Source organism: Ramlibacter montanisoli, assembly GCF_013087525.1.
Lineage (GTDB): Bacteria > Pseudomonadota > Gammaproteobacteria > Burkholderiales > Burkholderiaceae_C > Ramlibacter > Ramlibacter montanisoli.
The window spans coordinates 769,798-793,417 of the sequence record NZ_JABFCS010000001.1; the positions used below are offsets into that span (position 1 = coordinate 769,798).

15 protein-coding genes and 8 pseudogenes are annotated in these 23,620 nt (G+C 70.2%); 14 read left to right on the forward strand and 9 right to left on the reverse strand.

The genetic code is table 11. The features are described 5' to 3' along the window. Positions 1-4: 4 nt before the first annotated feature. A pseudogene (locus HK415_RS04020) lies at positions 5-1,500 on the forward strand (circularly permuted type 2 ATP-grasp protein). A gap of 14 nt (positions 1,501-1,514) precedes the next feature. Further along, entirely contained in the window at positions 1,515-2,468 is a 954-nt protein-coding gene (locus tag HK415_RS04025; protein ID WP_171556866.1) for an alpha-E domain-containing protein, read from the forward strand. A gap of 98 nt (positions 2,469-2,566) precedes the next feature. On the opposite strand, the gene HK415_RS04030 is transcribed toward HK415_RS04025, so the two are convergent. From HK415_RS04030 to HK415_RS04055, 6 genes and pseudogenes are all read right to left on the reverse strand, one after another. Then, positions 2,567-2,839, reverse strand: coding sequence for a hypothetical protein (locus tag HK415_RS04030; protein WP_171556867.1), 273 nt, complete (start codon positions 2,837-2,839; stop codon positions 2,567-2,569). A 128-nt stretch (positions 2,840-2,967) separates the two neighbouring features. Beyond that, a complete protein-coding gene (locus tag HK415_RS04035) occupies positions 2,968-3,594 on the reverse strand; it encodes an HD domain-containing protein (protein ID WP_171556868.1) in 627 nt (208 codons plus the stop codon). Then, positions 3,591-4,715, reverse strand: a complete 1,125-nt coding sequence (mltB, locus tag HK415_RS04040) for a lytic murein transglycosylase B (protein ID WP_171556869.1) — start codon at positions 4,713-4,715, stop codon at positions 3,591-3,593. Before mltB ends, HK415_RS04035 begins: the two co-directional genes overlap by 4 nt. Before the next feature lie 3 nt (positions 4,716-4,718). After that, a pseudogene (locus tag HK415_RS04045) lies at positions 4,719-6,670 on the reverse strand (transglutaminase TgpA family protein). 49 nt (positions 6,671-6,719) lie between these two features. After that, positions 6,720-7,774, reverse strand: a pseudogene (locus tag HK415_RS04050) (DUF58 domain-containing protein). Further along, positions 7,774-8,693 (reverse strand): annotated as a pseudogene (locus HK415_RS04055) (AAA family ATPase). Before HK415_RS04055 ends, HK415_RS04050 begins: the two co-directional pseudogenes overlap by 1 nt. Positions 8,694-8,738: 45 nt before the next feature. Here HK415_RS04055 and HK415_RS04060 point away from each other — a divergent pair. Genes HK415_RS04060 through HK415_RS04070 form a run of 3 tightly spaced genes read left to right on the forward strand, consistent with a single transcriptional unit; the run spans position 8,739 to position 11,768 of the window. Beyond that, positions 8,739-9,692 (forward strand): histone deacetylase family protein, encoded by a 954-nt coding sequence (locus HK415_RS04060; protein ID WP_171556870.1) that lies wholly within the window; start codon positions 8,739-8,741, stop codon positions 9,690-9,692. 28 nt (positions 9,693-9,720) lie between these two features. Continuing rightward, positions 9,721-10,506 (forward strand): enoyl-CoA hydratase, encoded by a 786-nt coding sequence (locus HK415_RS04065; RefSeq protein WP_171556871.1) that lies wholly within the window; start codon positions 9,721-9,723, stop codon positions 10,504-10,506. Beyond that, entirely contained in the window at positions 10,503-11,768 is a 1,266-nt protein-coding gene (locus HK415_RS04070) for a mechanosensitive ion channel family protein (protein ID WP_171556872.1), read from the forward strand. The genes HK415_RS04065 and HK415_RS04070 overlap by 4 nt, the downstream gene beginning before the upstream one ends. On the opposite strand, the gene HK415_RS04075 is transcribed toward HK415_RS04070, so the two are convergent. Continuing rightward, a complete protein-coding gene (locus HK415_RS04075; RefSeq protein WP_171556873.1) occupies positions 11,749-12,477 on the reverse strand; it encodes an aspartate/glutamate racemase family protein in 729 nt (242 codons plus the stop codon). The genes HK415_RS04070 and HK415_RS04075 overlap by 20 nt on opposite strands. Positions 12,478-12,787: 310 nt before the next feature. Here HK415_RS04075 and HK415_RS04080 point away from each other — a divergent pair. The 6 genes and pseudogenes from HK415_RS04080 (at position 12,788) to HK415_RS04105 (ending at position 19,437) form a co-directional block, all read left to right on the forward strand. Next, positions 12,788-14,329 (forward strand): annotated as a pseudogene (locus HK415_RS04080) (ABC transporter substrate-binding protein). Between the two features lie 7 nt (positions 14,330-14,336). After that, positions 14,337-15,289 (forward strand): annotated as a pseudogene (locus HK415_RS04085) (ABC transporter permease). Positions 15,290-15,340: 51 nt separating this feature from the next. Further along, a complete protein-coding gene (locus HK415_RS04090) occupies positions 15,341-16,195 on the forward strand; it encodes an ABC transporter permease (RefSeq protein WP_171563145.1) in 855 nt (284 codons plus the stop codon). Further along, a pseudogene (locus tag HK415_RS04095) lies at positions 16,192-17,228 on the forward strand (ABC transporter ATP-binding protein). Before HK415_RS04090 ends, HK415_RS04095 begins: the two are co-directional and overlap by 4 nt. Beyond that, positions 17,225-18,229 carry an ABC transporter ATP-binding protein gene (locus HK415_RS04100; protein ID WP_171556875.1) on the forward strand — a complete coding sequence of 335 codons (1,005 nt, stop codon included), beginning with the start codon at positions 17,225-17,227 and terminating at the stop codon, positions 18,227-18,229. Before HK415_RS04095 ends, HK415_RS04100 begins: the two are co-directional and overlap by 4 nt. Then, the gene (locus tag HK415_RS04105; protein WP_171556876.1) at positions 18,226-19,437 is read left to right on the forward strand and encodes an amidase; all 1,212 of its coding nucleotides are present in this window, start codon (positions 18,226-18,228) and stop codon (positions 19,435-19,437) included. The genes HK415_RS04100 and HK415_RS04105 overlap by 4 nt, the downstream gene beginning before the upstream one ends. Before the next feature lie 91 nt (positions 19,438-19,528). On the opposite strand, the gene HK415_RS04110 is transcribed toward HK415_RS04105, so the two are convergent. Next, on the reverse strand, positions 19,529-20,017 hold the full coding sequence (locus tag HK415_RS04110) for an ureidoglycolate lyase (RefSeq protein ID WP_171556877.1): 489 nt from the start codon (positions 20,015-20,017) through the stop codon (positions 19,529-19,531). Between the two features lie 33 nt (positions 20,018-20,050). On the opposite strand from HK415_RS04110, the gene HK415_RS04115 reads away from it, so the two are divergent. After that, positions 20,051-21,289, forward strand: coding sequence for a Zn-dependent hydrolase (locus HK415_RS04115; RefSeq protein WP_171556878.1), 1,239 nt, complete (start codon positions 20,051-20,053; stop codon positions 21,287-21,289). A 52-nt stretch (positions 21,290-21,341) separates the two neighbouring features. Here HK415_RS04115 and HK415_RS04120 read toward each other — a convergent pair whose 3' ends face one another. Next, the gene (locus HK415_RS04120) at positions 21,342-21,554 is read right to left on the reverse strand and encodes a hypothetical protein (RefSeq protein ID WP_171556879.1); all 213 of its coding nucleotides are present in this window, start codon (positions 21,552-21,554) and stop codon (positions 21,342-21,344) included. 396 nt (positions 21,555-21,950) lie between these two features. Between HK415_RS04120 and HK415_RS26830 the strand changes: the two are divergent. Next, a pseudogene (locus HK415_RS26830) lies at positions 21,951-22,598 on the forward strand (MCP four helix bundle domain-containing protein); the annotation flags it as partial. A gap of 187 nt (positions 22,599-22,785) precedes the next feature. Next, complete coding sequence (locus tag HK415_RS04130) at positions 22,786-23,598, forward strand: methyl-accepting chemotaxis protein (RefSeq protein ID WP_290427339.1); 813 nt, start codon at positions 22,786-22,788, stop codon at positions 23,596-23,598. Positions 23,599-23,620 lie beyond the last annotated feature (22 nt).

Consider the following 23,620-nt stretch of genomic DNA (forward strand, 5'->3'; position numbering starts at 1 on the left):
GACCATGCAGAAATTCGACGAGATGTTCGCCCAGCTGCCCGGCAACGGACCGGTCCAGTTCCAGGGCCAGTCGATGGGAGGCATGTCGCAGGTGCAGTTCCAGGGCGTGCGCGACCATTACCGCACCTATGCGGACTGGCTGGGACGGCAGTCGCAGGACATGCTGCGCTCGCGCCGCGAGGAGGCGGAAATGATCTTCCGCCGCGTCGGCATCACCTTCGCGGTGTACGGCGCCAAGGACGAGGACGGCTCGGGCACCGAGCGCCTGATCCCCTTCGACCTGATCCCCCGCATCATCCCGGCGGCCGAGTGGCGCCAGATGGAAAAGGGGCTGGTGCAGCGCGTGACCGCGCTGAACCGCTTCATCCACGACATCTACCACGACCAGGAAATCATCAAGGCCGGCCACGTCCCGCTGCAGCAGATCACGGGCAACGCGCAGTTCCGCCAGGAGATGGTGGGCGTGAACGTGCCGAACAACATCTACTCGCACATCGCCGGCGTCGACATCGTGCGGGCGGCCAATGCCGGCGGCGAGGCCGAGTACTACGTGCTGGAGGACAACCTGCGCGTGCCCAGCGGCGTGAGCTACATGCTGGAAGACCGCAAGATGATGATGCGGCTGTTCCCGGACCTGTTCAGCGCCTACCAGGTCGCGCCGGTGATGCACTACCCGGACCTGCTGCTGGAAACGCTGCGCGCCTCCGCGCCTTCGACGACCGACGACCCGACGGTGGTGGTGCTCACCCCGGCATGTACAACAGCGCCTACTTCGAACACGCCTTCCTCGCCCAGCAGATGGGCGTGGAGCTGGTCGAGGGGCAGGACCTGTTCGTGCGCGACAGCTTCGTGTACATGCGCACCACCCGCGGCCCCAAGCGGGTGGACGTGATCTACCGGCGCGTGGACGACGACTTCCTGGACCCGCTGGCCTTCCGGCCGAACTCCACGCTCGGTTGCGCCGGCCTGCTGAACGTCTACCGCGCGGGCAACGTGACCCTGTGCAATGCGATCGGGACCGGGGTGGCCGACGACAAGTCGATCTATCCCTTCGTGCCCAGGATGATCGAGTTCTACCTGGGGGAGAAGCCGATCCTGTCCAACGTGCCCACCTACCAGTGCCGCAATCCAGAGGACCTCAAGTACGTCCTGGCGAACCTCAAGGAGCTGGTGGTCAAGGAGGTGCACGGCGCCGGCGGCTACGGCATGCTGGTGGGGCCGGCGGCCAGCAGCGAGGAGCTCGAGCAGTTCCGCCGGGTGCTGCAGGCGCGGCCCGAGGGCTACATCGCCCAGCCGACCCTCTCGCTTTCCAGCTGCCCGACCTTCGTGGACAAGGGCATCGCGCCGCGCCACATCGACCTGCGCCCCTTCGTGCTGTCCGGCAAGGAGGTGCAGATGGTGCCGGGCGGCCTGACGCGGGTGGCGCTCAAGGAAGGATCACTGGTCGTCAACTCCTCGCAGGGCGGCGGCACCAAGGACACATGGATCCTCGAGATCTGACGGGACACAGGAAGATGCTTTCGCGCACCGCCGACCACCTCTTCTGGATGTCCCGCTACACCGAGCGGGCGGAGAACACCGCGCGCATGCTGGACGTGAACTACCAGACCTCGCTGTTGCCGCAGTCGGCGGCGGTGTCCAAGGTGGGCTGGCAGGGCATGCTTTCCATCAGCGAACTGATGCCGGCCTACCAGGCCAAGCACGGCGACATCGCGCCGCAGCGGGTGATGCAGTTCATGGTGAAGGACGAGACCAACCCGTCGTCCATCCTCTCCTGCCTGCGGGCGGCGCGCGAGAACGCCCGCGCGGTGCGCGGCACGCTGACCACCGAGGTGTGGGAGACGCAGAACCAGACCTGGCTGGAGGTCAACCGCATGCTGCGCGCCGGCGAGTTCGAGCGCGACCCCGGCCAGTTCTTCGAGTGGGTGAAGTTCCGCTCGCACCTCTCGCGCGGCGTGACGGTGGGCACCATGCTGATGGACGAGGCCCTGCACTTCATGCGCCTGGGCACCTTCCTGGAACGCGCCGACAACACGGCGCGGCTGGTGGACGTGAAGTTCCACGCGGTGCAGAGCGACTTCTTCGGCGCGGCCAGCGAGAAGGACCAGGAGTACGACTTCTACCACTGGAGCGCGATCCTGCGCAGCGTCTCCGGCTTCGAGATCTACCGCAAGGTGTACCGCGACGTGATCAAGCCGGAACGCGTGGCCGACCTGCTGATCCTGCGGCCCGACATGCCGCGCTCGCTGCACGCCAGCCTCAACGAGGTGGTGGCCAACCTGGCGATGGTCGGCAACGACCAGTCGGCCGAGACGCAGCGGCGCGCGGGGCGGCTGCGGGCCGAACTGCAGTACGGCGACATCGAGGAGATCCTGGCCAACGGCCTGCATGCGTTCCTGACGCAGTTCCTCGACCGCATCAACGACCTGGGTGCGCGCATCAGCCGCGACTTCCTGATTCCCGCCTGAGGCGGGGAACTGCTAGGGCTCCTGCAGCCAGACGATCGCGGCCCGCTCGTCGTCGAACACGCGCACGTTGACGCCGTTGCGCTGCGCCGCCTTCTCGCTCATGCGGGTGATGCGCTCGGGGGCACGACCGAGGCGATCTTCTCCATGTGCGACAGGCTGGCCGCGGCCTCCTCGCCGATGCGGAAGTGCTCCGGGCGGCTGAAGCGCGTGCGCACCGCGCGCAGGTCCACCATGACGCGGTGTTCGTCCCAGGTCTCGCTCTCCACGCCCAGCAAGTGGATCATGGACAGCAGCTCGCCGAGCGCGGGTTCGCCGGTCACGGCGATCCGCACGAAGTGCGCCCTGGCGTCGATGGCGACATCGAAGTTCATGGCGGTCTCAATTTGCCAGAGCATGCACGCTTGCGGTGATGCACATGTCACGCTTATTCCCCGCCGGGGAAGCTGTTACGCAAGTAACCTTCCCTGCCAGGTCGAAGGCCTGGGCTGGGAGCGGCTGCTCAGCCGTGGAGTTCGGCCAGCGCCTGCGCGAGGTTCTCGCGCGCGCGGTGCTCCAGCGCGTCGTGGAAGGCGGCGGTGGCGTAGATGCGCGGGCGCGCCAGGAAGCCGGAAAGCACGCGCGCGCGGCCGGCGCGGAACGCCTCGTCCGGCACGTGTGCGTATTCCGTGCGGATCTGGCGTCCCGATTCGGCGAAACGGGTGGGCGCCGCGCCCAGGATCGCCAGGTCCACGTCCACCAGCAGCTGGGTATCGGGTTCGTGCGCCGGCGCTTCGTGCGTGCGGGTGGCCAGCACCAGGGCCTGCACCCGCTGGGCGACGTCCTCGCCGCAGCCCGCGGCCAGGATGGCGCGCCAGGCCCATTCGGCGCTGCGTTCCTCGTTGTCGGCGCGGCGCGGGTCGTACACGGCGTCGTGGAACCAGAGCGCCAGCTCCACTTCCGCCGGCCGCTGCGCCAGCGCGGCCGCGGCTTCGCAGTGCGCCAGGCATTCGCGCAGGTGCTGCAGCGTGTGGTAGTGGCGGTGCGCCTGGCTGTAGGCGCCCACGAGCTGGTTGAACAGGCCGCCGTCGATCGTCTCCGCTCCCAGCTCCGTCCACAGCCGTCGCCAGGACGCCCCGGTCACGTTCATGGGTTGCGCGCGGTCTGCCGGCCCAGCGCCTCCTTCACCTCGCGTCCCAGCTCGATGACGGCCATCGCGTAGTAGCTGGACCAGTTGTAGCGGGTGATCACGTAGAAGTTCTCGGTGCCGGCCACGTAGGTCGGTGCTTCCTCGCCGTTCTGCAGCTCGATCAGCGCCAGCGGTCCCTTGTGCGCCAGCGCCGGTCCTTCGATGACCGCGCCCAGCTCCTGGAAGCGGGCGGCGTTGAAGGTGGGCAGGATGTCGGGGGCCAGCAGGCCTTCGAGGTTCAGCTTCGTGGGATCGAAGCGCACGGGGTAATGCGTGGGCATGCCGGTGTTCCAGCCGTAGCCCTTGAAGTAGTTGGCCACCGAGCCGATCACGTCCTCGGTGCTGCGGGCGAGGTCCACCACCTTGTCGCCGTCGTAGTCCACGCCCCAGCGCGCCAGGCTGCTGGGCATGAACTGCGGCATGCCCCAGGCGCCGGCATAGCTGCCGCGCGGCTTGAGCGGGCTGGTGCGCTCCTGGCGGTGCAGCACGAGGAACTGTTCCAGCTCGCCGCGGAAGTACTTGCTGCGTTCCGCCGCGCGCGGATGGCTCTCGGGGAAGTCGAAGGCCAGCGTGGCCAGCGCGTCGATCACGCGGAAGTCGCCCATCTGCTGCCCGTAGATGGTCTCCACGCCGATGATGCCGACGATGATCTCCGCCGGCACGCCGAACTCCTGCTCGGCCCGCTCCAGCGTCCGGCGGTTCTCGTTCCAGAAGCGCACCCCGGCGCCTATGCGTGTGGCGTCGATGAAGCGGCTGCGGTACAGCTTCCAGTTCTTCGGCTGCGACGCCGGCGGTGGCTGCATCAGGCGGCTGACCACCGCGAGGTTCTGAGCCTGCCCGACCATGCTGCGCACCCAGGCGGGGTCGAGATCGCGGCGGGCGGCCAGGTCGTCGGCGAACTGCATCGCCTCCTCGCGCTCGGCGTAGGGCGGGCCGCTGCGTTGCGCCGCCGGCCGGGCGCGCGTGCTCGCGCGCGGCTGGGGCTTGGAGGCGGAGCTGCCGCTGTCGCCTTCCGCTCCTTGGGCGGGGGCGACCAGGGGCAGTGCGAGCAGGAAGGCGAACAGGAAGGCAAGCAAGGGCATCGGTCAGCGGGGCCAGGAAAGCTGTTGGAATTCGCGCCTGAGCGCGGACAAGGTGGTCCCGCGCGCGCGCGCGTACCGCTGGGCTTCGAGCTTCAGCAGCCACTGGGCCAATCCTCGCGCATCTTCGCCGAACCGGGTGCTCACCAGGTGTGCGATCTCGCGCGGGGGTGCGGTGTTCCCCACTTGCAGCCCGGCCTGGCGCAGCCGCTTGCGCGTGCGGCCCAGCAGTCGCAGCCAGGGATCGTGCTGCATGCGGTCCCACCAGCTCCACAGCGCCCCGCCGCTGGCCACCACGACGATGATGCCGATCAGCAGGCGGCTCAGGTCCTCCCAGCTCGGCGACTCGAAGCCCAGGTTGCGCAGCAGGTCGAGCTGGCGGCTCTGCGTGTAGTTCAGGATCCACTGGTTCCAGCTGTTGTTCATCGCCTCCCAGGTGGCGCGGACCATGGCGGACAGGTTGGGATTGACGTTCTCCAGCGTTCCGGCCAGCACGCCGCGCGGCGCCGCCAGGCGCTGGAAGGTGCCGGTGCGGCCGGGGGCCACGGCGCCGGTGGGATCGACGCGGACCCAGCCGCGGCCTTCCAGCCAGACCTCGGTCCAGGCGTGCGCATCGCTTTGCCGCACGATCCAGAAGCCGTCGATCCGGTTCGGCTGCCCGCCCTGGTAGCCGGTCACGATCCGGGAAGGGATGCGCATGCCGCGCATCAGCACCACGAAGGCCGAGGCGATGTGCTCGCAGAAGCCCTCCTTGCGGTCGAACCAGAACTCGTCGGCGGTGTTGTCGCCATAGACGCCCGGCTCCAGCGTGTAGCGATAGCCGCCGGTGCGCAGCAGCCGCAGCGCGGCCTCCACCAGCGCGGCGGGGTCGCCGGACGGGTTCTCGGCCAGCAGGCGCGCGGCCAGCTGCATGGTGCGGGGATTCAGGTCCGGCGGCAGCTGCAGGTACTCCGGCAGCACGAGTGCGCGGCGCTGCGGTCCGTGGCGGAACTCGAGGTGGCTGACCGCGCGGTAGCGCAGCAGGTCCACCACCGGCTGCGAGGTCAGCCACTGCAGGTCGCTGGTCATGGCGCTGTCGCGCCCGGGCACCTGCGGGGGCTGGGACGCGACGTCCAGCGTCAACAGCCAGGGCCGGTTGTTCGGCTCCAGCGTGAGTTCGTAGCGCAGCGGCGGCCCCGACACCTCGAGCTGCGGGTCGATCACCCGCAGCGGCGGGAAGCGGTTGGCCAGCCGCACCAGCGGCCGCCATTCGCGGCCGTCGAATTCGCTGAGCACGGGGCCGCGGAAATAGAGCGCGCTCTGCGGCGGCGCCGGGCCTTCGAAGCTCACGCGGAAGGCGATGCTGTCGTCCAGCGCCAGCGATGCCATGGTGCCCACCTGCATCTGCGCCGACAGGCCGCTGCGACCGGTCATGGCGTCGCCGGGAATGCCCCACAGAGGCGCGAAGCGCGGGAACAGCACGAACAGCACCGCCATCACGGGCGCCCCCAGCAGCGCCATCCAGGCGGCGGTGCGCGCCGGCTGCAGCAGCGGCGGCCGGCCCACCGGCATGTGCGCGTTGACCAGCGCGGTCAGCAGCCCCAGCAGCGCCACCAGCATCCCCGCGGCCACCGGCAGCGACTGCGAGAAGAAGAAGTTGGTGAGCATCGTGAAGAAGCCCAGGAAGAACACCACGAAGGCGCGCGCCGCGCGCGCAGCTCCAGGGTCTTGAGCGCCAGCAGCGCCACGATGAGGGTCACGCCCGGGTCGCGCCCGAGCAGCGTGCGGTAGGACCACCAGGTGCCGAACAGCGTGAGCACCAGCAGCGGCAGCAGCCAGTAGCGCCCCGGCAGCGGGCGGCCGCTGATGGCCAGCGAGCCGCGCCAGGCCAGGATGGTGAACACCAGCAGCGAACACCACCAGGGCAGGCGGCCCACGTGCGGCAGCACGATCCAGCCGATCACGAACAGCAGGAACAGCGTGTCGCGCGCCTCGCGCGCGGCAGCACGGGCAGGCGGGCGGCGAGGTTCAGCACAGCGCCAGCGCCTCCAGGCAGCGGCGCTTGTGCGCCTCGCCCGCGCCCGGGGCGAGCTGCTGCCCCGGCAGGCGCAGGCCGTAGTCCAGCCCCAGCTTGTCGGCCTGCAGCACCCACGCGGTCAGGCGCGACAGGCGCGCCTCCCGCTCGGCGAGCCGGCACTGCTCGAAGTCCAGCCAGAGCTCCATGCGCTGCGCCTGCAGGGTGTCGCGGCTGACGAGTTCATCGGTCTTGGCGGCCTTCTTCCAGACCACCAGCTTCATCGGGTCGCCGCGCCGGTAGCCGCGCACGCCCTCGAATTCGCCGCTGGTCTGCACCCGCGCCATCGCGGCACCGCCGGAGCGCGGTTCGCCCGCGGGCAGCGGCGGCGGCTGCGGCTCGGGCCGGGGATAGACCAGCACCTGCGCCGCCGGCCGCCAGACCGTCCAGACGCGGAAGGTGCCCAGGGGGAAGCGCGTTTCGGCGCGGTCAGCGGCGGCACCCGGTGCAGGCCGCGCCGCTCGGGCCGGAAGGCCACCTGCACCGTGCAGCTGCCCTGCGCGGGCACGTCGGTCCAGGTCCAGTGGTCCTCGTGCGTGACATCCAGCACCGCCAGGCCGATGCCGATGCGCGCGGTCTTGCGCGTGTTGCCCAGCACCAGGGACAGCGGAGCGCTGGCACCCGCGAACTGCGGCGCCGGCGGCATCAGGCTGAGCGTCATGCCGCGCAGCGTCGCATGGCACACGTGCATGCCGACGATGGCGCAGCCGGCCAGCAGGAAGGTGAGCAGGTAGCCCAGGTTCAGCTGGTAGTTGATGGATCCCACCAGCAGCACCAGCAGCGTCGCGCCCATCATGAAGCCGGCGCGCGTGGGCAGGATGTACACGTTGCGCTGGGTCAGCGTCAGCGTGTCGGTGAGGGGCAGGCGTGCCTGCCACCACTGGCGGAAGCGGCGGCGCGCGAAGGAAAACGGGTTCCATGGCCGCCGGCCGCCGTGGAACCGGCTTCGCCGGGCCACTGGGGGCGCCCCTCGAGGGGAAGCGCCGAAGGCGCTTCGGGGGTGGGCCATTACGGCAGGGGGACGGCTTCCAGCATGGCACGAACCTGCTCGATCGGCCCGCGGCCGGCATCGCCCACGGGCACCATCCGGTGGGCGACGGTCTGCGGGAAGACGGCTTGCACGTCGTCCGGCGCCACGTAGTCGCGGCCGGACAACAGGGCCTGCGCCTTGGCCGCGCGGATCACCGCGATCCCCGCGCGCGGGCTCAGGCCCTGCAGGAACCAGCGGCCCGAGCGGCTGGCGGCCACCAGGTCCTGCACGTAATCGAGCAGCGGTTCGGCGGCGTGGACCTTCTGCACCTGCTCCTGCAGCACCTGCAGCTCGATCGGCGACAGGGTGTTGTCCAGGTGCTCCACCATCTCGCGCCGGTCGGCCCCGGCATACAGGGCGCGCTCGGCGGCGCGGTCCGGGTAGCCGAGCGAGATGCGCATCAGGAAGCGGTCCAGCTGCGACTCGGGCAGGGCGAAGGTGCCCAGCTGGTCGTGCGGGTTCTGGGTGGCGATCACGAAGAAGGGCGAGGGCAGGGCGCGGGTCTCGCCTTCCACCGTCACCTGCTTTTCCTCCATGGCTTCGAGCAGCGCGCTCTGGGTCTTGGGGCTGGCGCGGTTGATCTCGTCGGCCAGCAGCACCTGCGCGAAGATCGGGCCCGGGTGGAACACGAAGCCTTCCCGCCCGCGGTCGTACACCGACACGCCGGACAGGTCGCTGGGCATCAGGTCCGCCGTGAACTGCACCCGCGAGAACTGCAGGCCGAAGGCGCGCGCCAGCGCGTGCGCCAGGGTCGTCTTGCCCACCCCCGGAACGTCCTCGATCAGCAGGTGCCCCCTGCCAGCAGGCAGGCCACGCAGTCCCGTACCTGCGAAGGCTTGCCGACGATCACCGTGTTAAGCTGGTCGAGGAGCGTTTTGAGTTTTTGTCGTGCTTCCATACAAGCGCGACCTTATCCGAAATTTGAAGAGAGCCGAGGCGAGCCATGCACAAGACCGGCTATTTCACGCACCCGGACTGCAGGAGGCACGACATGGGCCGCGGGCACCCCGAGTGCCCCGAGCGGCTCGACGCGATCGAGGACCGGATGCTGGCCTCGCACCTGCTGGACGTGGTGGACCGGCGCGAGGCGCCCATGGCCAGCACCGACCTGCTGGAACTCGCGCACGACCGCATGCACGTCGCGGCGGTCCGCGGCCTGGCCCAGACCGTGATCGAGGAGGAGGACGCCGGCGGCGACGGCCTCATGTACATCGACCCGGACACCGCCATGAACCGCCACAGCTGGAACGCGGCGCTGCGCGCGGCCGGCGCCGCCATCGCGGCCACCGACGCGGTGATCACCGGCGAGCTGGAGAACGCGTTCTGCGCGGTGCGCCCGCCCGGCCACCACGCCACCCGCAGCCGCGCGATGGGCTTCTGCATCATCAACAACGTCGCCGTCGCCGCGCGCTATGCGCTGGACCGGCACGGCCTGCAGCGCGTGGCGGTGGTGGACTTCGACGTGCACCACGGCAACGGCACCGAGGACATCCTGGCCGGCGACCAGCGCGTGCTGATGGTCGGGATCTTCCAGCATCCCTTCTACCCGTACAGCGGCTTCGGCTCCCACGCGGAGAACATGGTGAACGTGCCGGTGCCGGCCTACACCAAGGGCGCGGCGATCCGCGAGCTGGTGGAAAAGCACTGGATGCCGCGGCTGGAGGAGTTCCAGCCGGAGATGATCTTCATCAGCGCCGGCTTCGACGCCCACCGCGAGGACGACCTCGGGCAGCTGGGGATGGTGGAGGCGGATTACGCCTGGATCACGAAGCGCCTGAAGGAAGTGGCGGGCAGGCACGCCAAGGGCCGGATCGTGTCCTGCCTGGAAGGCGGCTACAACCTGAGCGCCCTGGGCCGCAGCGTCGAGGCGCACGTGCGGGCGCTGGCCGATCTCTGAACGGGCGCAACGAGGAGAGGAGGGAGCGATGGAGCAGCCGCTGATCGAGGCGCGGGATGCGCGCGGCGTGGTGACCCTGACGATGAACCGGGCCGCGAGCTTCAACGCCCTGGGCGAGGAGATGCTGGGGGCGCTGCAGGCGGCGCTGGCCCGCATCGCCGGCGACGAATCCGTGCGCGTGGTGGTGCTCGCCGCCGCGGGCAAGGCCTTCTGCGCCGGCCACAACCTCAAGGAAATGATCGCGACGCCGGAACTGGCGTACTACCAGCGGCTGTTCGCGCAGTGCAGCCGCATGATGCTGGCGATCCAGGAACTGCCGGTGCCGGTGATCGCGCGCGTGCAGGGCATCGCCACCGCCGCCGGCTGCCAGCTGGTGGCGCAATGCGACCTGGCGGTGGCATCCACCGAGGCGCGCTTCGCTGTCAGCGGCGTCAACTACGGCCTGTTCTGCGCCACGCCCAGCGTGCCCCTGCTGCGCAACGTGCCGCCCAAGCAGGCCATGGAGATGCTGGTGACCGGTGAATTCATCTCGGCGCAGCAGGCGCAGGAGCGCGGCCTCGTCAACCACGCCGTGGCGCCGGACCAGGTCGACGCGGAGATCGAGCGGCTGGTGAAGAGCATCCTGGCCAAGCCGCGCGTGGCGCTGGCCATGGGCAAGGAACTGTTCTACCGCCAGCGCGAGATGGGCATCGCCGCCGCCTACCAGCTGGCGGCCCAGACCATGGCCGCCAACATGATGGAAGGCTGCGCGCTGGAAGGCGTCACCGCCTTCACCGAGAAGCGCAAGCCGAACTGGGCGCAGTCCACCGGATGAACGCACTGGAACTGTTGATCCGTGACGCCGGGCACGGGGCCCTCGCGTGGGAGGCCGCCGTGCTGCTGGGCTGCCTGGCCGTCGCCTGGGGCATCTGCTGGCTGAGCGGCCGCAAGGCGCCGGCCGATTCCGTCTGGTTCGGGCGCGCCACCGTCGATGGCGTGCTGTTCCCGGTGCTGGCCCTGGCGCTCACCTACAGCGCGCGCCTCGCCCTGGGCTCCTTCCGCGAGGTGCCGCTGCTGCGCATCGCGGTGCCGGTGCTGGTGGCGCTGGCCGGCATCCGCCTGCTGGCGCGCGTGTTCACCGTGGTGTTCCCGCGCTCCGCCCTCGCGCGCGTGGCCGAGCGCCTGTTCTCCTGGCTGGCGTGGATCGCCGCGGTGCTGTGGATCCTGGGCCTGCTGCCGGCCGTGCTGGAGGAGATGGAGGCGATCCAGTTCGCCTTCGGCAAGTCGGAGATCAGCCTGCTGTCCATCGTGCAGGGCGTGCTGTCGTCCGGCCTGGTGATGGTGCTGGTGCTGTGGATCTCGGCGGCGGTGGAGCGCAAGGTGCTGCGCGACGCGGTGTCGGACCTCTCGCTGCGCAAGGTCGCCGGCAACGCGATCCGCGCCGTGCTGCTGCTGGTGGGCTTCCTGTTCGCCCTGTCGGCGGTGGGCGTGGACCTGACGGCCTTGTCGGTGCTGGGCGGCGCGCTCGGCGTCGGCCTCGGCTTCGGCCTGCAGAAGCTGGCGTCCAACTACGTCAGCGGCTTCGTGATCCTGGCCGAGCGCAGCCTGCGCATCGGCGACACGGTGCGCGTGGACAACTTCGAGGGCGTGGTGGCGGACATCAAGACCCGCTACACGCTGATCCGCGCCGGCAACGGGCGGGAATCGATCGTGCCCAACGAGAAGCTGATCACCGAGCGCATCGAGAACCTGTCGCTGGCGGACACGCGGGTACTGGTCACCCTGGACGTCGCCGTCGGCTACGACAGCGACACGGACCTGGTGCAGCGCGAGCTTACGGCCGCCGCGCTGGATTCGGTCGACGCGCTGAAGGAGCCGCCACCGGCGGTGCGCCTGATGCGCTTGGGCGCCGACGGACTGGAGTTCCAACTGCTGTTCTGGGTGAACAATCCCAACGCGCAGGTGCCGGCCCGCTCGGACGTGAACCTGGCCGTGCTCCGGCGGCTGCGCGCCGCCGGCATCGACATCCCCTACCCGCAGCGGGTGGTGCACGTGGTCGGCACGGGCGGCCGGGAGCTCACCAGCCCAGGTGGCTGACGCAGCCGGCGTAGGGCTTGGGCGGCGGCGACGCGTAGTCGCCGCGCCTTGAGGTCCGCAGGCCGAGCGCGGCCAGCGCTTCGGCGAACTTCACGGCGGCCGCCACGCCGTCGATCACCGGCACCCCCAGCCGTCCGCTGAGTTCCGCGCACAGCGGCGCCATGCCGGCGCAACCCAGCACGATCGCGCCGCTGCGGTCCCGCGCGATCGCGGCGCGGGCGGCCTCCTCGATCTGTCCGACCAGCGCCTCGCCCGCCCCCTCGAGGTCCAGCACCGGGATGTCCGTGCCGTGGACGCCGGCACACTGCGCCTCGAAGCCGTAGCGCTGCACCAGCCGCTCGGCGATCACGCAGGTGCGGGTGAGGGTGGTGACCACCGAGAAGCGGGTGGCGAGGAAGCTCGCCGCGTGGAAGGCGGCCTCGGCGATGCCGAGGACCGGGGCGGCCGTCGCTTCGCGCGCGGCGTCCAGGCCGGGGTCTCCGAAGCAGGAGATCACCACCGCATCGGCCGCGGCGGCGCCCAGGCGCACCTGTTCGGCGACGCCGGCGGCGGCAATGGCCTCGTCGTAGTGGCACTCGATCGAGGCCGGGCCGAAGCTCGGTTGGGCCGCCACGATCTCGGTGCCCGGGGCAGCGACCGCGCGCGCCGCCTGCGCGATGGCCTGCGTCATGGACGCCGTGGTGTTGGGATTGATCAGCAGGATCTTCATGGCGGCCTCCAAGCAAGACGGACGCCCGCCCGAGCGCGCCGCATCGGTGCATCTTGTGCCGCACGCATGGGGCTGGTGCACAGAGGGTTTTCTCCAGTGATTTCGCGCGGTGCGGGTGCGCTAATCCCTGGTGCATGGATGCTGGCACACGCCTTGCAGTCAGGTTTTCGTTCTTACCTCCGGGAGCCCCGATGAAGCCTATGACCCTCCTCCCCGCCTTGCAACCCGCGCCGGCCTCGCGCTGGCCGCCGGGCTCCTGGCCTTCGCCTCACCCACGGTGCTGGCGCAGGAAAAAGTGCTACGCATCGCGATGACGGCGGCCGACATCCCGCGCACGCTGGGGCAGCCCGACCAGGGCTTCGAGGGCAACCGCTTCACCGGCATCCCCATGTACGACGCGCTCACCCACTGGGACCTGTCCAAGTCGGACGCGCCCAGCGTCATGGTGCCGGGGCTGGCCACCTCCTGGGCGGTCGACGCCAAGGACAAGACCAAGTGGATCTTCAAGCTGCGCCCGGGCGTGAAGTTCCACGACGGCTCCGAGTTCAACGCCGACGCCGTGGTCTGGAACGTGCGCAAGGTGCTGGACAAGGACGCGCCGCATTTCGACGCCAGCCAGGTCGGCGTGACCGCTTCCCGCATGCCCACGCTGCGCAGCGCCCGCAAGATCGACAACCTCACGGTGGAACTGACCACCAGCGAGCCGGACGCCTTCCTGCCGCTGAACCTGACCAACCTGTTCATGGCCAGCCCGGCTCACTGGCAGAAGAAGTTCGACGCCGCCGCCGGCGCGCCGGCCGACAAGGCCAAGGCCGCCTGGAACGCCTTCGCGGCCGACGCCTCCGGCACCGGCCCGTTCAAGATGGTGCGCTTCGTGCCGCGCGAGCGCCTCGAAGTGGTGGCCAACAAGGCCTACTGGGACCCGAAGCGCACGCCCAAGATCGACCGGGTCGTGATGCTGCCGATGCCGGAGGCCAACGCCCGCACCGCGGCCCTGCTGTCCGGCCAGGTGGACTGGATCGAGGCGCCGGCGCCGGACGCGATGGCGCCGATCCAGGCGCGCGGCTTCAAGACCTATTTCAACCAGCAGCCGCACGTCTGGCCCTGGCAGCTGTCCTTCGCCGACGGCTCGCCCTGGCTGGACAAGCGGGTGCGCCAGGCCGCCAACCTGTGCGTCGACCGCACCGGCATGCTCAAGCTGCTGGGCGGCATGATGGCCGTGCCCAAGGGCACGGTGCCTCCGGGCCACCCGTGGTGGGGCAACCCGAAGTTCGACATCAAGTACGACCCGGATGCGGCCAAGAAGCTGATGTCCGAGGCCGGCTACAGCGCCGCCAAGCCGCTGAAGGTGAAGGTGCAGATCTCCGCCAGCGGTTCCGGCCAGATGCAGCCGCTGCCGATGAACGAGTTCGCGCAGCAGTCGCTCAAGGGCTGCTACTTCGACGTGCAGTTCGACGTGATCGAGTGGAACACGCTGTTCACCAACTGGCGCAAGGGCGCCAAGGACCCCTCGGCCAACGGCGCCAATGCGATCAACGTCAGCTTCGCGGCCATGGACCCCTTCTTCGCGATGGTGCGCTTCTCCAGCACCAAGGCCTTCCCGCCGGTCAGCAACAACTGGGGCTACTACGGCAACGCGGAGATCGACAAGCTGATCGCCGAGGCCCGCACCTCCTTTGACGACAAGGCGCGCGACGCCGCGCTGGCCAGCTGCACGCCCGCATCGTCGAGGACGCGGCCTTCGTCTGGATCGCCCACGACGTCGGCCCGCGCGCCATCAGCCCCAAGGTGAAGAACGTCGTGCAGCCGCGCAGACTGGTTCATCGACCTCGCCACCATGACGATGGACTGACGCACGGATGACGGGATTCCTGCTGCGGCGGCTGCTGTACACGCTGCCCATCATGGTGGGCGTGGCGCTGGTGTGCTTCACGCTCGTGCACCTGGCACCGGGGACCCCCTGGTGTCGGTGCTGCCTCCCGACGCTTCCGCGGAACTGCAGGAGCGCATGCGCGAGATGTACGGCTTCAACCGCTCCTACCCGGAGCAGTTCGGCAGCTGGGTCTGGCGCGCGCTGCAGGGCGACCTGGGCATGTCGATCGCCTCCGGGCGGCCGGTGGCCGACGAGGTGATGCGCGCGGTCGGCAACACGCTGCGCCTGGCGGTGCTGGCGACCTTCATCGGCTTCATCCTCGGCAGCCTGTTCGGCTTCGTCGCCGGCTACTTCCGCAACTCCTGGGTCGACAAGGCCGCTTCGCTGACTTCCGTGCTGGGCGTGAGCGTGCCGCACTACTGGCTGGGCATGGTGCTGGTGATCGTGTTCTCTGTGCTCCTGAACTGGATGCCGCCGGGCGGCGCGGGGCCGGGCGGCTCCACCCAGTGGAGCTGGGACTGGGAGCACATGCGGCACATGGTGCTGCCGGCGGTGACCATGAGCGTGATCCCCATGGGCATCATCGCCCGGACGGTGCGCGCGCTGGTGGCCGAGATCCTGTCGCAGGAGTTCATCGTCGGCCTGCGCGCCAAGGGCCTGACCGACACCGGCATCTTCCTGCACGTGGTGAAGAACGCGGCGCCCACGGCGCTGGCGGTGATGGGCCTGCAACTGGGCTACCTGCTGGGCGGATCCATCCTGATCGAGACGGTGTTCTCCTGGCCGGGCACCGGCTTCCTGCTGAACTCCGCCATCTTCCAGCGCGACCTGCCGCTGCTGCAGGGGACCATCCTGGTGCTGGCGATGTTCTTCGTCGTGCTGAACCTGCTGGTGGACGTCGTGCAGACGCTGCTGGATCCGCGCATCGCGCGCGCCTGAGGGACCGTCCATGCTGCAAGCCACCGTGGAACCCCGGTCGATCTCGCGCCGATCGCCTTCGAGCGTTCGCCAGGCTACTGGGAGACCGTGCTGCGCCGCTTCGTGCGCGACAAGGTCGCCCTCGGCGCCGGCGTCGTCATCCTGCTGCTGCTGGGGATGGCGGTGTTCGCGCCCCTGCTGGTGCCGGCCGACCCCTATGCGTCCTCGATGCTCAGCCGGCTGAAGCCGATCGGCACGGCAGGCTACCCGCTGGGCACCGACGAACTGGGGCGGGACATGCTGTCGCGGCTGATGGTGGGCGCGCGGCTGTCGCTCTTCATGGGCATCACGCCGGTGGTGTTCGCCTTCTTCCTGGGCTCGCTGATCGGCATCACGGCGGGCTACGCCGGCGGGCGCACGAACAACGTGATCATGCGCACCATCGACGTGTTCTACGCGTTTCCCTCGGTGCTGCTGGCGATCGCGCTGTCCGGCGCGCTGGGCGCGGGCATGACCAACTCGCTGATCTCGCTGACGGTGGTGTTCATCCCGCCGATCGCGCGGGTGGCCGAGAGCGTGACCACGCAGATCCGCAACCGCGACTTCGTGGACGCGGCGCGCGCCTCCGGCGCCGGGCCCTTCACCATCGTGCGGGTGCACGTGCTGGGCAACGTGCTGGGGCCGATCTTCGTCTATGCCACCAGCCTGATCGCCGTGTCCATGATCCTGGCCTCCGGCCTGAGCTTCCTCGGCCTGGGCGTCAAGCCGCCGGAGCCGGAGTGGGGCCTGATGCTCAACACGCTGCGCACGGCGATCTACGTGCAGCCCTGGATCGCGGCACTGCCCGGCGCGATGATCTTCATGACCTCGGTCGCCTTCAACCTGCTCGCCGACGGCCTGCGCTCCGCCATGGAAATCAAGGAATGACGAACGACGACGTGGGCGGGCCCGCGCAGCCGCTGCTGGCCGTCAAGGGACTGGTCAAGCACTTTCCCTTGAAGAAGGACGTGCTGGGACGCGGCGGCGGCGTCGTGCGCGCGGTGGACGGCATCTCCTTCGACGTGCGCAAGGGCGAGACCCTGGGCGTGGTCGGCGAATCGGGCTGCGGCAAGTCGACGACGGCGCGCCTCCTGATGCACCTGATCGAACCCAACAAGGGCGAGATCGTGTTCGACGGCCGCACCGTCGGCGGCAGCGCGCTGCCCTTGAAGGAGTTCCGCCGCCAGACGCAGATGGTGTTCCAGGACAGCTACGCCTCGCTCAACCCGCGCCTGACGATGGAGGACTCGATCGCCTTCGCGCCGCAGGTGCACGGCGTGCCGCGCAAGGAAGCGGTGGCGCGGGCGCGCGACCTGCTGGCGCGGGTGGGACTGGAGCCGCGGCGCTTCGCCGAACGTTACCCGCACGAGCTGTCCGGCGGCCAGCGCCAGCGCGTGAACATCGCGCGGGCGCTCGCCCTGCAGCCGCGGCTGGTGATCCTGGACGAGGCGGTGTCGGCGCTGGACAAGTCGGTGGAAGCGCAGGTGCTCAACCTGCTGCTGGACCTGAAGCAGGAGTTCGGCCTGACCTACGTCTTCATCAGCCACGACCTCAACGTGGTGCGCTACATGAGCGACCGGGTGATGGTGATGTACCTGGGCGAAGTGGCGGAGATCGGCCGCAGCGAGACCCTGTTCAAGCATCCGGCCCACCCGTACACGCGGGCGCTGCTGTCGTCGATCCCCACCATGGACCCGGACCGGCGCACCGAGCAGCCGCCGCTGGCGGGCGATCCGCCCAACCCGATCAACCCGCCCTCGGGCTGCCGCTTCCACACCCGTTGCGCGCACGCGCAGGCCGTGTGCGCGCAGCGCGCCCCTCGCTCGGCCTGGTGGACGCGGGGCAGGCCGTCTCCTGCTGGATGCACGTGCCCGGCAGCGGGCACACGGAAGCGGCGCCGGCGCTGAAGGAGGCAGCATGAGCGAAGCCTTCGTCGACATCCGCGACCTGCGCGTGAGCTTCACCGGCGGCCGCAAGGTGGTGCAGGCGGTCAACGGCGTGGACCTGCAGGTGCAGCGCGGCGAGGTGGTGGCGCTGATCGGCGAGTCCGGTTCCGGCAAGAGCGTCACCCTGCGCAGCATGCTGCGGCTGCATCCGCCGAAGCAGACGCGCATCGAAGGCAGCATCCGCGTGGGCGCGCACGATGTGTTGAAGCTCGCTCCTGCGGCACTGGCCGACTTCCGCGGCAAGGTTGCCTCCATGATCTTCCAGGAGCCGCTGCTGGCCATGGACCCGGTCTATACCGTCGGCGCGCAGATCGTGGAGGCGATCCGCCGCCACGAGCCGGTCAGCGAGGCACAGGCGCGGCAGCGCGCGCTGCAGCTGTTCGAGCGCGTGCGCATTCCCAGCCCCGAGCGGCGGCTGCACGCCTATCCACACGAGCTCTCGGGCGGCATGCGGCAGCGGGCGATGATCGCGCTGGCGCTGGCCTGCGGCCCGCAGCTGCTGCTGGCCGACGAGCCGACCACCGCGCTGGATGCGACGGTGCAGATCCAGATCCTGCTGCTGCTGCGCGAGCTGCAGCGCGAGCTCGGACTCTCGGTCATGTTCGTCACGCACGACATAGGCGCGGCGGTGGAAGTCGCGGACCGCATCGCCGTGATGTACGCGGGCCGCATCGTGGAAGAGGGGCCGACTGCGACCCTGCTGCGCGCGCCCCAGCATCCCTACACGCTGGCGCTGCTGCGCAGCCGCGCCGACGGCGCACTGGCCAAGGGCACGCGCCTGCAGACCATCCCGGGCGCGCCGCCCGACTTGAGCGCGCTGCCGCCCGGCTGCGCCTTCGCCGAGCGCTGCGGCTACGCGCACGCCGGCTGCCGCCAGGCCCAGCCCGAGGTGACCTGGCCCGAGCCCGGACACGCGGTGCGCTGCCTGCGCGCGGACGCGAGCCTGCTGCCCTCCGCCCTGGGAGCCCTCTCATGAACCAGCACACCGACGTCCTGCACGATCCCGCGCATGCCTTCATGCCTTACCCGAAGGTGCCGGTGCCGCACGCCCCCACCGGGCCACTGGCCGGGTTGAGCTTCGGCGTGAAGGACCTGTTCCACGTCGCCGGCTATCCCACCAGCGGCGGCCAGCCGCTGCTGCTGGCGCTGCTGGGGGTGCAGGACCGCACCGCGCCCACCGTGCAGGCGCTGCTGGCCGCCGGCGCGCGCTTCGCCGGCAAGACCATCACCGATGAACTCGCCTTCTCCATGAACGGGCAGAACGCGCACTTCGGCTCGCCCGTCAACGGCGCGGCGCCCGACCGGATCTCCGGCGGCTCGTCCTCCGGCTCCGCGTCGGCGGTGTCGAACCGCCTGTGCGACTTCGCGCTCGGCACCGACACGGGCGGCTCCGTGCGGGCGCCCGCCAGCCACTGCGGACTGGTCGGGCTGCGGCCCACGCACGGCCGCGTGAGCCTGCGCGACTGCCTGGACCTGTCCCCCAGCTTCGACACCTGCGGCTGGTTCGCGCGCGACGTCGCCACCTTCGCGCGGGTGGCCGAGGTGCTGCTGGATGCGGATGCCTTGGTGCTGCCGAAGAAGCTGCGCGTGCTGGCCCCCACCGAGCTGTGGGCGCTGGCGCTGCCGGCGGCGCAGGACGCGCTGCAGCCGGTGCGCCAGCGCGTCGAGGACATCCTGGGCCACGCGACGCCCGTCACGCTGGCACTGGGAGGCGTGGACGTTCCGTACTGGCACTACCGCCACCTGCAGGGCTACGAGGCCTGGCAGGTCGACGGCGGCTTCATCCGGCGCTTCGCGCCGCCGCTCGGCCCCGGCGTGGCGCAGCGCTTCGCGTGGTGCGCCGAGGTCACCGACACGCAGGTGGCGCAGGCGCGCAGCTTCCGCGAGGAGTTCCGGGCGCGTTTCACCGACCTGCTGGGCGACGACGGGATCCTGCTGCTGCTGCCGACGATGCCCGACATCGCGCCGCTTTGCAGCGAGCCGGAGCAGGCGCTGGACGATTATCGCCAGCGGGCGATCCGGCTGCTGTGCAACGCGGGCCTGACCGGCCTGCCGCAGCTGTCGCTGCCGCTGGCCCGGCGCGCGGGCGCGCCGCTCGGCCTCTCGCTGATCGGGCCGGCGGGCAGCGACCGCAGCCTCATTGGCGTGGCGGAGCGGATCGGTGCAGCATGGCAGGACTCGTAGGCTGGTGGTGAGCGCGCGCAGCGCCGAACCCCAGCGTTCAGCGCATCGCTGGGGTTCGCCTGCGGGCTCACCCCAGCCTACGGGGGCCCCATCACTCGAGGCGCACGGGAACCTCCAGTTGCACCACCTCGCAATCCACCGCCGCCCCCTTGCGCTCGATCACCAGGAAGCTCCCATCCTCCAGAGCGATCAGCGGATGGTGCCAGGTCCCCGCATGCAGCGTGACGCCCTGCCGCGCCGTGGCGCTGAACGCCGCCAGCGTGCCCAGGTCGGGATGCGTGTGGCCGCGCGCCACCAGCACCACCCAGCGCCCCGCCTGCAGCGGGACGAAGGTCTGGCTGCCCCACAGGTGGCGCTCCAGCATCTTCCAGGGGCCTGCGAGCGGCTGCGCCCGCGCGCGGAAGGTGGCCAGCACCGGGCTGCCGCCGTGCCGCGTGAGCTCCAGCGTGGAGGGCAGGTCGTGCCGCTGCGTGGTGCCCTCGTTGATGCTGCGCGTGGGCCCCTCGGCCAGGTCCAGCACTTCGCCGTAGGCGGCGAAATCGTGGGCGGACAGCGGGCGCAGGCGCAGGACAGGCGGCATGATGGAATGCGTTGAAAGAGCCAGGAGCACAGCATGAACCCTTCCAGCCTCCGCATCAACGGGCAGCGCCTGTGGGACTCGCTCATGGAGCTGGCGCGCATCGGCGCCACGCCCAAGGGCGGGGTCTGCCGGCTGGCGCTGGGCGACCTCGACCGGCAGGGCCGCGACCTGGTCACTTCCTGGGGGCGGGCGGCCGGCCTCACGGTCACCGTCGACCGCATCGGCAACGTCTTCATGCGCCGGCCGGGCCGCAACGGTGCGCTGCCGCCCGTCATGGCGGGCAGCCACATCGACACCCAGCCCACCGGCGGCAAGTTCGACGGCAATTACGGCGTGCTCGCCGCTCTGGAGGTCGTGCGCACGCTGGACGATCACGGCATCCAGACCGAGGCGCCGATCGAGGTGGCCTTCTGGACCAACGAGGAAGGCTCGCGCTTCGTGCCCGTGATGATGGGCTCGGGCGTGTTCGCCGGCGCCTTCACGCTGGAACACGCCTACGCCGCCAAGGACGCGGAGGGCCGCACGGTGAAGGAGGAGCTGGCGCGCATCGGCTACATCGGCGAGCAGGTGCCGGGCGAGCATCCCATCGGCGCCTACTTCGAGGCGCACATCGAGCAGGGGCCGGTGCTGGAGGATGCCGGCGTCACCATCGGCGTGGTGCACGGCGTGCTGGGCATCCGCTGGTTCGACTGCACGGTCACCGGCATGGAAGCGCACGCCGGCCCGACGCCGATGGAGCTGCGCAAGGACGCCTTGCAGGTGGCCACGCGGCTGATGCAGGAGGTGGTGGCCTCCGCGCTGCGCCACGGCCCGCATGGCCGCGGCACGGTCGGCATGGTGCAGGTGCACCCGAACAGCCGCAACGTCATCCCGGGGCAGGTGCGCTTCTCGATCGACCTGCGCAATGCCAGCGACGAGCTGGTGGACCGGCAGGCGTCGGAGGTGAAGGCGCTGGCCGAGCGGCTGTCCGCGGAGAGCGGCCTTCCCATCCACATCGAGCAGGTCTCCAGCTATCCCGCGCAGCAGTTCGACCGCGAGTGCGTGCAGGCCGTGGCGAACGCGGCGGCTCGCCTGGGCTACTCGCACATGGCCGCGGTGTCGGGCGCCGGGCACGACGCGGTCTACGCCGCGCGGCTGGCCCCGACGGGGATGATCTTCATCCCCTGCAAGGACGGCATCAGCCACAACGAGATCGAGGATGCGAAGCCGGAGCACCTGGAAGCCGGGTGCAACGTCCTGCTGCAGGTGATGCTGGATCGGGCCGGGGCGTAGCGCTTCCACCGCCCTGGCGCGTGGCCCCCGGGCCCGGCAGCCCGGCGCGGCATTACCAGGGGCTGATCTGGGCCTGGCGCATCAGTCGCTTGGCCCGCGGGCTGAGCTGCGCCGGGTTGATCCCCTGGGGAAGCTCCACTTGGGTCAGGGCAGTGCGGCCACTGCCGACGGAGCATGCCTTGACCGCCATTTCGCAGACCAGCGCCACCAGATGCCGCATCGGGACGCCCCTGCGGGCCCCGACGACGAGAACAGCCTTGTACATGTCCCAACTCCTCTCCGGTTTGGTTAAGCCGTTTCCCTAAGGATCAGGCAGGCCGACTGTGGCGACAATTGCTACGAAGTGCAACAGCCGCCAGGGCCCTGGGTCGGCAATAACGCCACAAATTCACAACCTTTCCAGGTGCGTACAGTTAAGAGATCGAGAAAGTGTGCGGGAGATCACGGACCTACGGGAGTTACTTATTGCAACTCGTGGTTGCATCTGGAATTCTGCGATGCGCACCGCAGAGGTGCATGGGACCGGCCCACCGGGCCGCGGTTGAAACGGGAGCGAGGAGACAAGCGTGGGGACCAAGAGATTTGGAAGGGGTTCGGGGGATTCACGATCCGGACGCGGCTGGGGCTGGCATTTGCCCTGTTCGTCGCGATGTTCGTGACCATGACGGCGGTGGCGACGCTGCACCTGCAGGAGCTGGACCGCAAGACGGCGGAGCTGGCGACCGTCAACCTGAAGATGGAACGCCTGGTCGGCGAGTGGCTGTCGTTCACCCGCGCGAACGCGGTGCGCGCGACCGTGCTCACCCGCTCGGACGACGAGGAGCTCAGGCGCCTGCTGACGCCGGAGGTCGAGGCGACCACCAAGCGGATCTCCGAGCTGCAGGCGCAGATCGAGAAGATGCTGGACAGCGCCGAGGCCAGGCAGCTGTTCGAGAGCGTCGGCGAAAAGCGCAAGGCCTACCTGGGGGCGCGCCAGCAGGTGCTGGAGAAGAAGAAGTCCGGGCAGCCGGGCGAGGCCAACGCCCTCATGGACAGCACGATGCTGCCGGCGCTGCGCACCTACATCGATTCGATCCGGACCCTCGCCGAGCACTACGGCACCGAGGTCGCGAACGATGCCGCCGCCGCGCATGCGGCGGCGATCACCGGCCGCAACGTGCTGACGGGAATGTCGGCGCTCGGGGTGGTGCTGGCGGTGCTGTTCTCCATACTGCTGATGCGCTCCATCACCCGTCCGCTCGACGAAGCGGTGCAGGCGGCGCAGCGGGTCGCCGGCGGCGACCTCAGCGTCGACGTGCAGCCAAAGACGCGCGACGAAATGGGGCAGCTGCTGGGCGCGCTGGCCGACATGACCGCGCGGCTGCGCGAGCTGGTGAGCCAGGTCGCCGGCGGCGCGCGCCGTCGCGGAGACCAGCGCGCAGATCGCGCAGGGCAACATCGACCTGTCGCAGCGCACCGAGGAACAGGCGGGCACGCTGGAGGAGACGGCGAGCTCCATGGAGGAACTGACCTCCACGGTCGCCCAGAACGCCAGCAACGCCCGGGAGGCGAGCGTGCTGGCCGCCAGCGCCTCGGAAGTCGCGCGCAAGGGCGGCGAGGTGGTCGGGCAGGTGGTGAGCACCATGAGCGGCATCTCGGAGTCCTCGCGCAGGATCTCCGACATCATCGGCGTGATCGACGGCATCGCCTTCCAGACCAACATCCTCGCGCTCAATGCCGCGGTGGAGGCCGCGCGTGCCGGCGAACAGGGCCGCGGCTTCGCGGTTGTGGCCACCGAGGTGCGCAACCTTGCCCAGCGCAGCGCCCAGGCGGCCAAGGAGATCAAGGTCCTGATCGGCACCTCGGTGTCCCAGGTGGAGGCGGGTGGCAAGCTGGTGGACGCCGCCGGCAGGACCATGGAGGACATCGTCGGGTCGGTCCAGAAGGTCAACGACCTGATCACCGAGATCGCGGCGGCGAGCCAGGAGCAGAGCTCCGGCATCGAGCAGGTGAACCAGGCGGTCACCCAGATGGACCAGGTGGTCCAGCAGAACGCCACGCTGGTCGAGGAGGCCACGGCTGCGACCGAATCGATGAAGGCGCAGTCGGACGCGCTGCTGGAGCTGGTGTCTTCCTTCAAGCTGGGCGGCGCCGCGTCCGGCTACACGCCCGTGACTCCGCTGAAGGCAGCGCCGCAAGCGGATGCCCGTCCGGCCGTCACCCCGATCCGGGTCGCGCCGTCAGCGGCCAAACTGGAAGGCGCCCACCCGGCGCCGCTGGCCATGCCCGGTCTGCGCGCGACGCCCCAGGGGGCCTGGCGGGAGTTCTGATCGCAGCGCGGGGGAGGGCGGC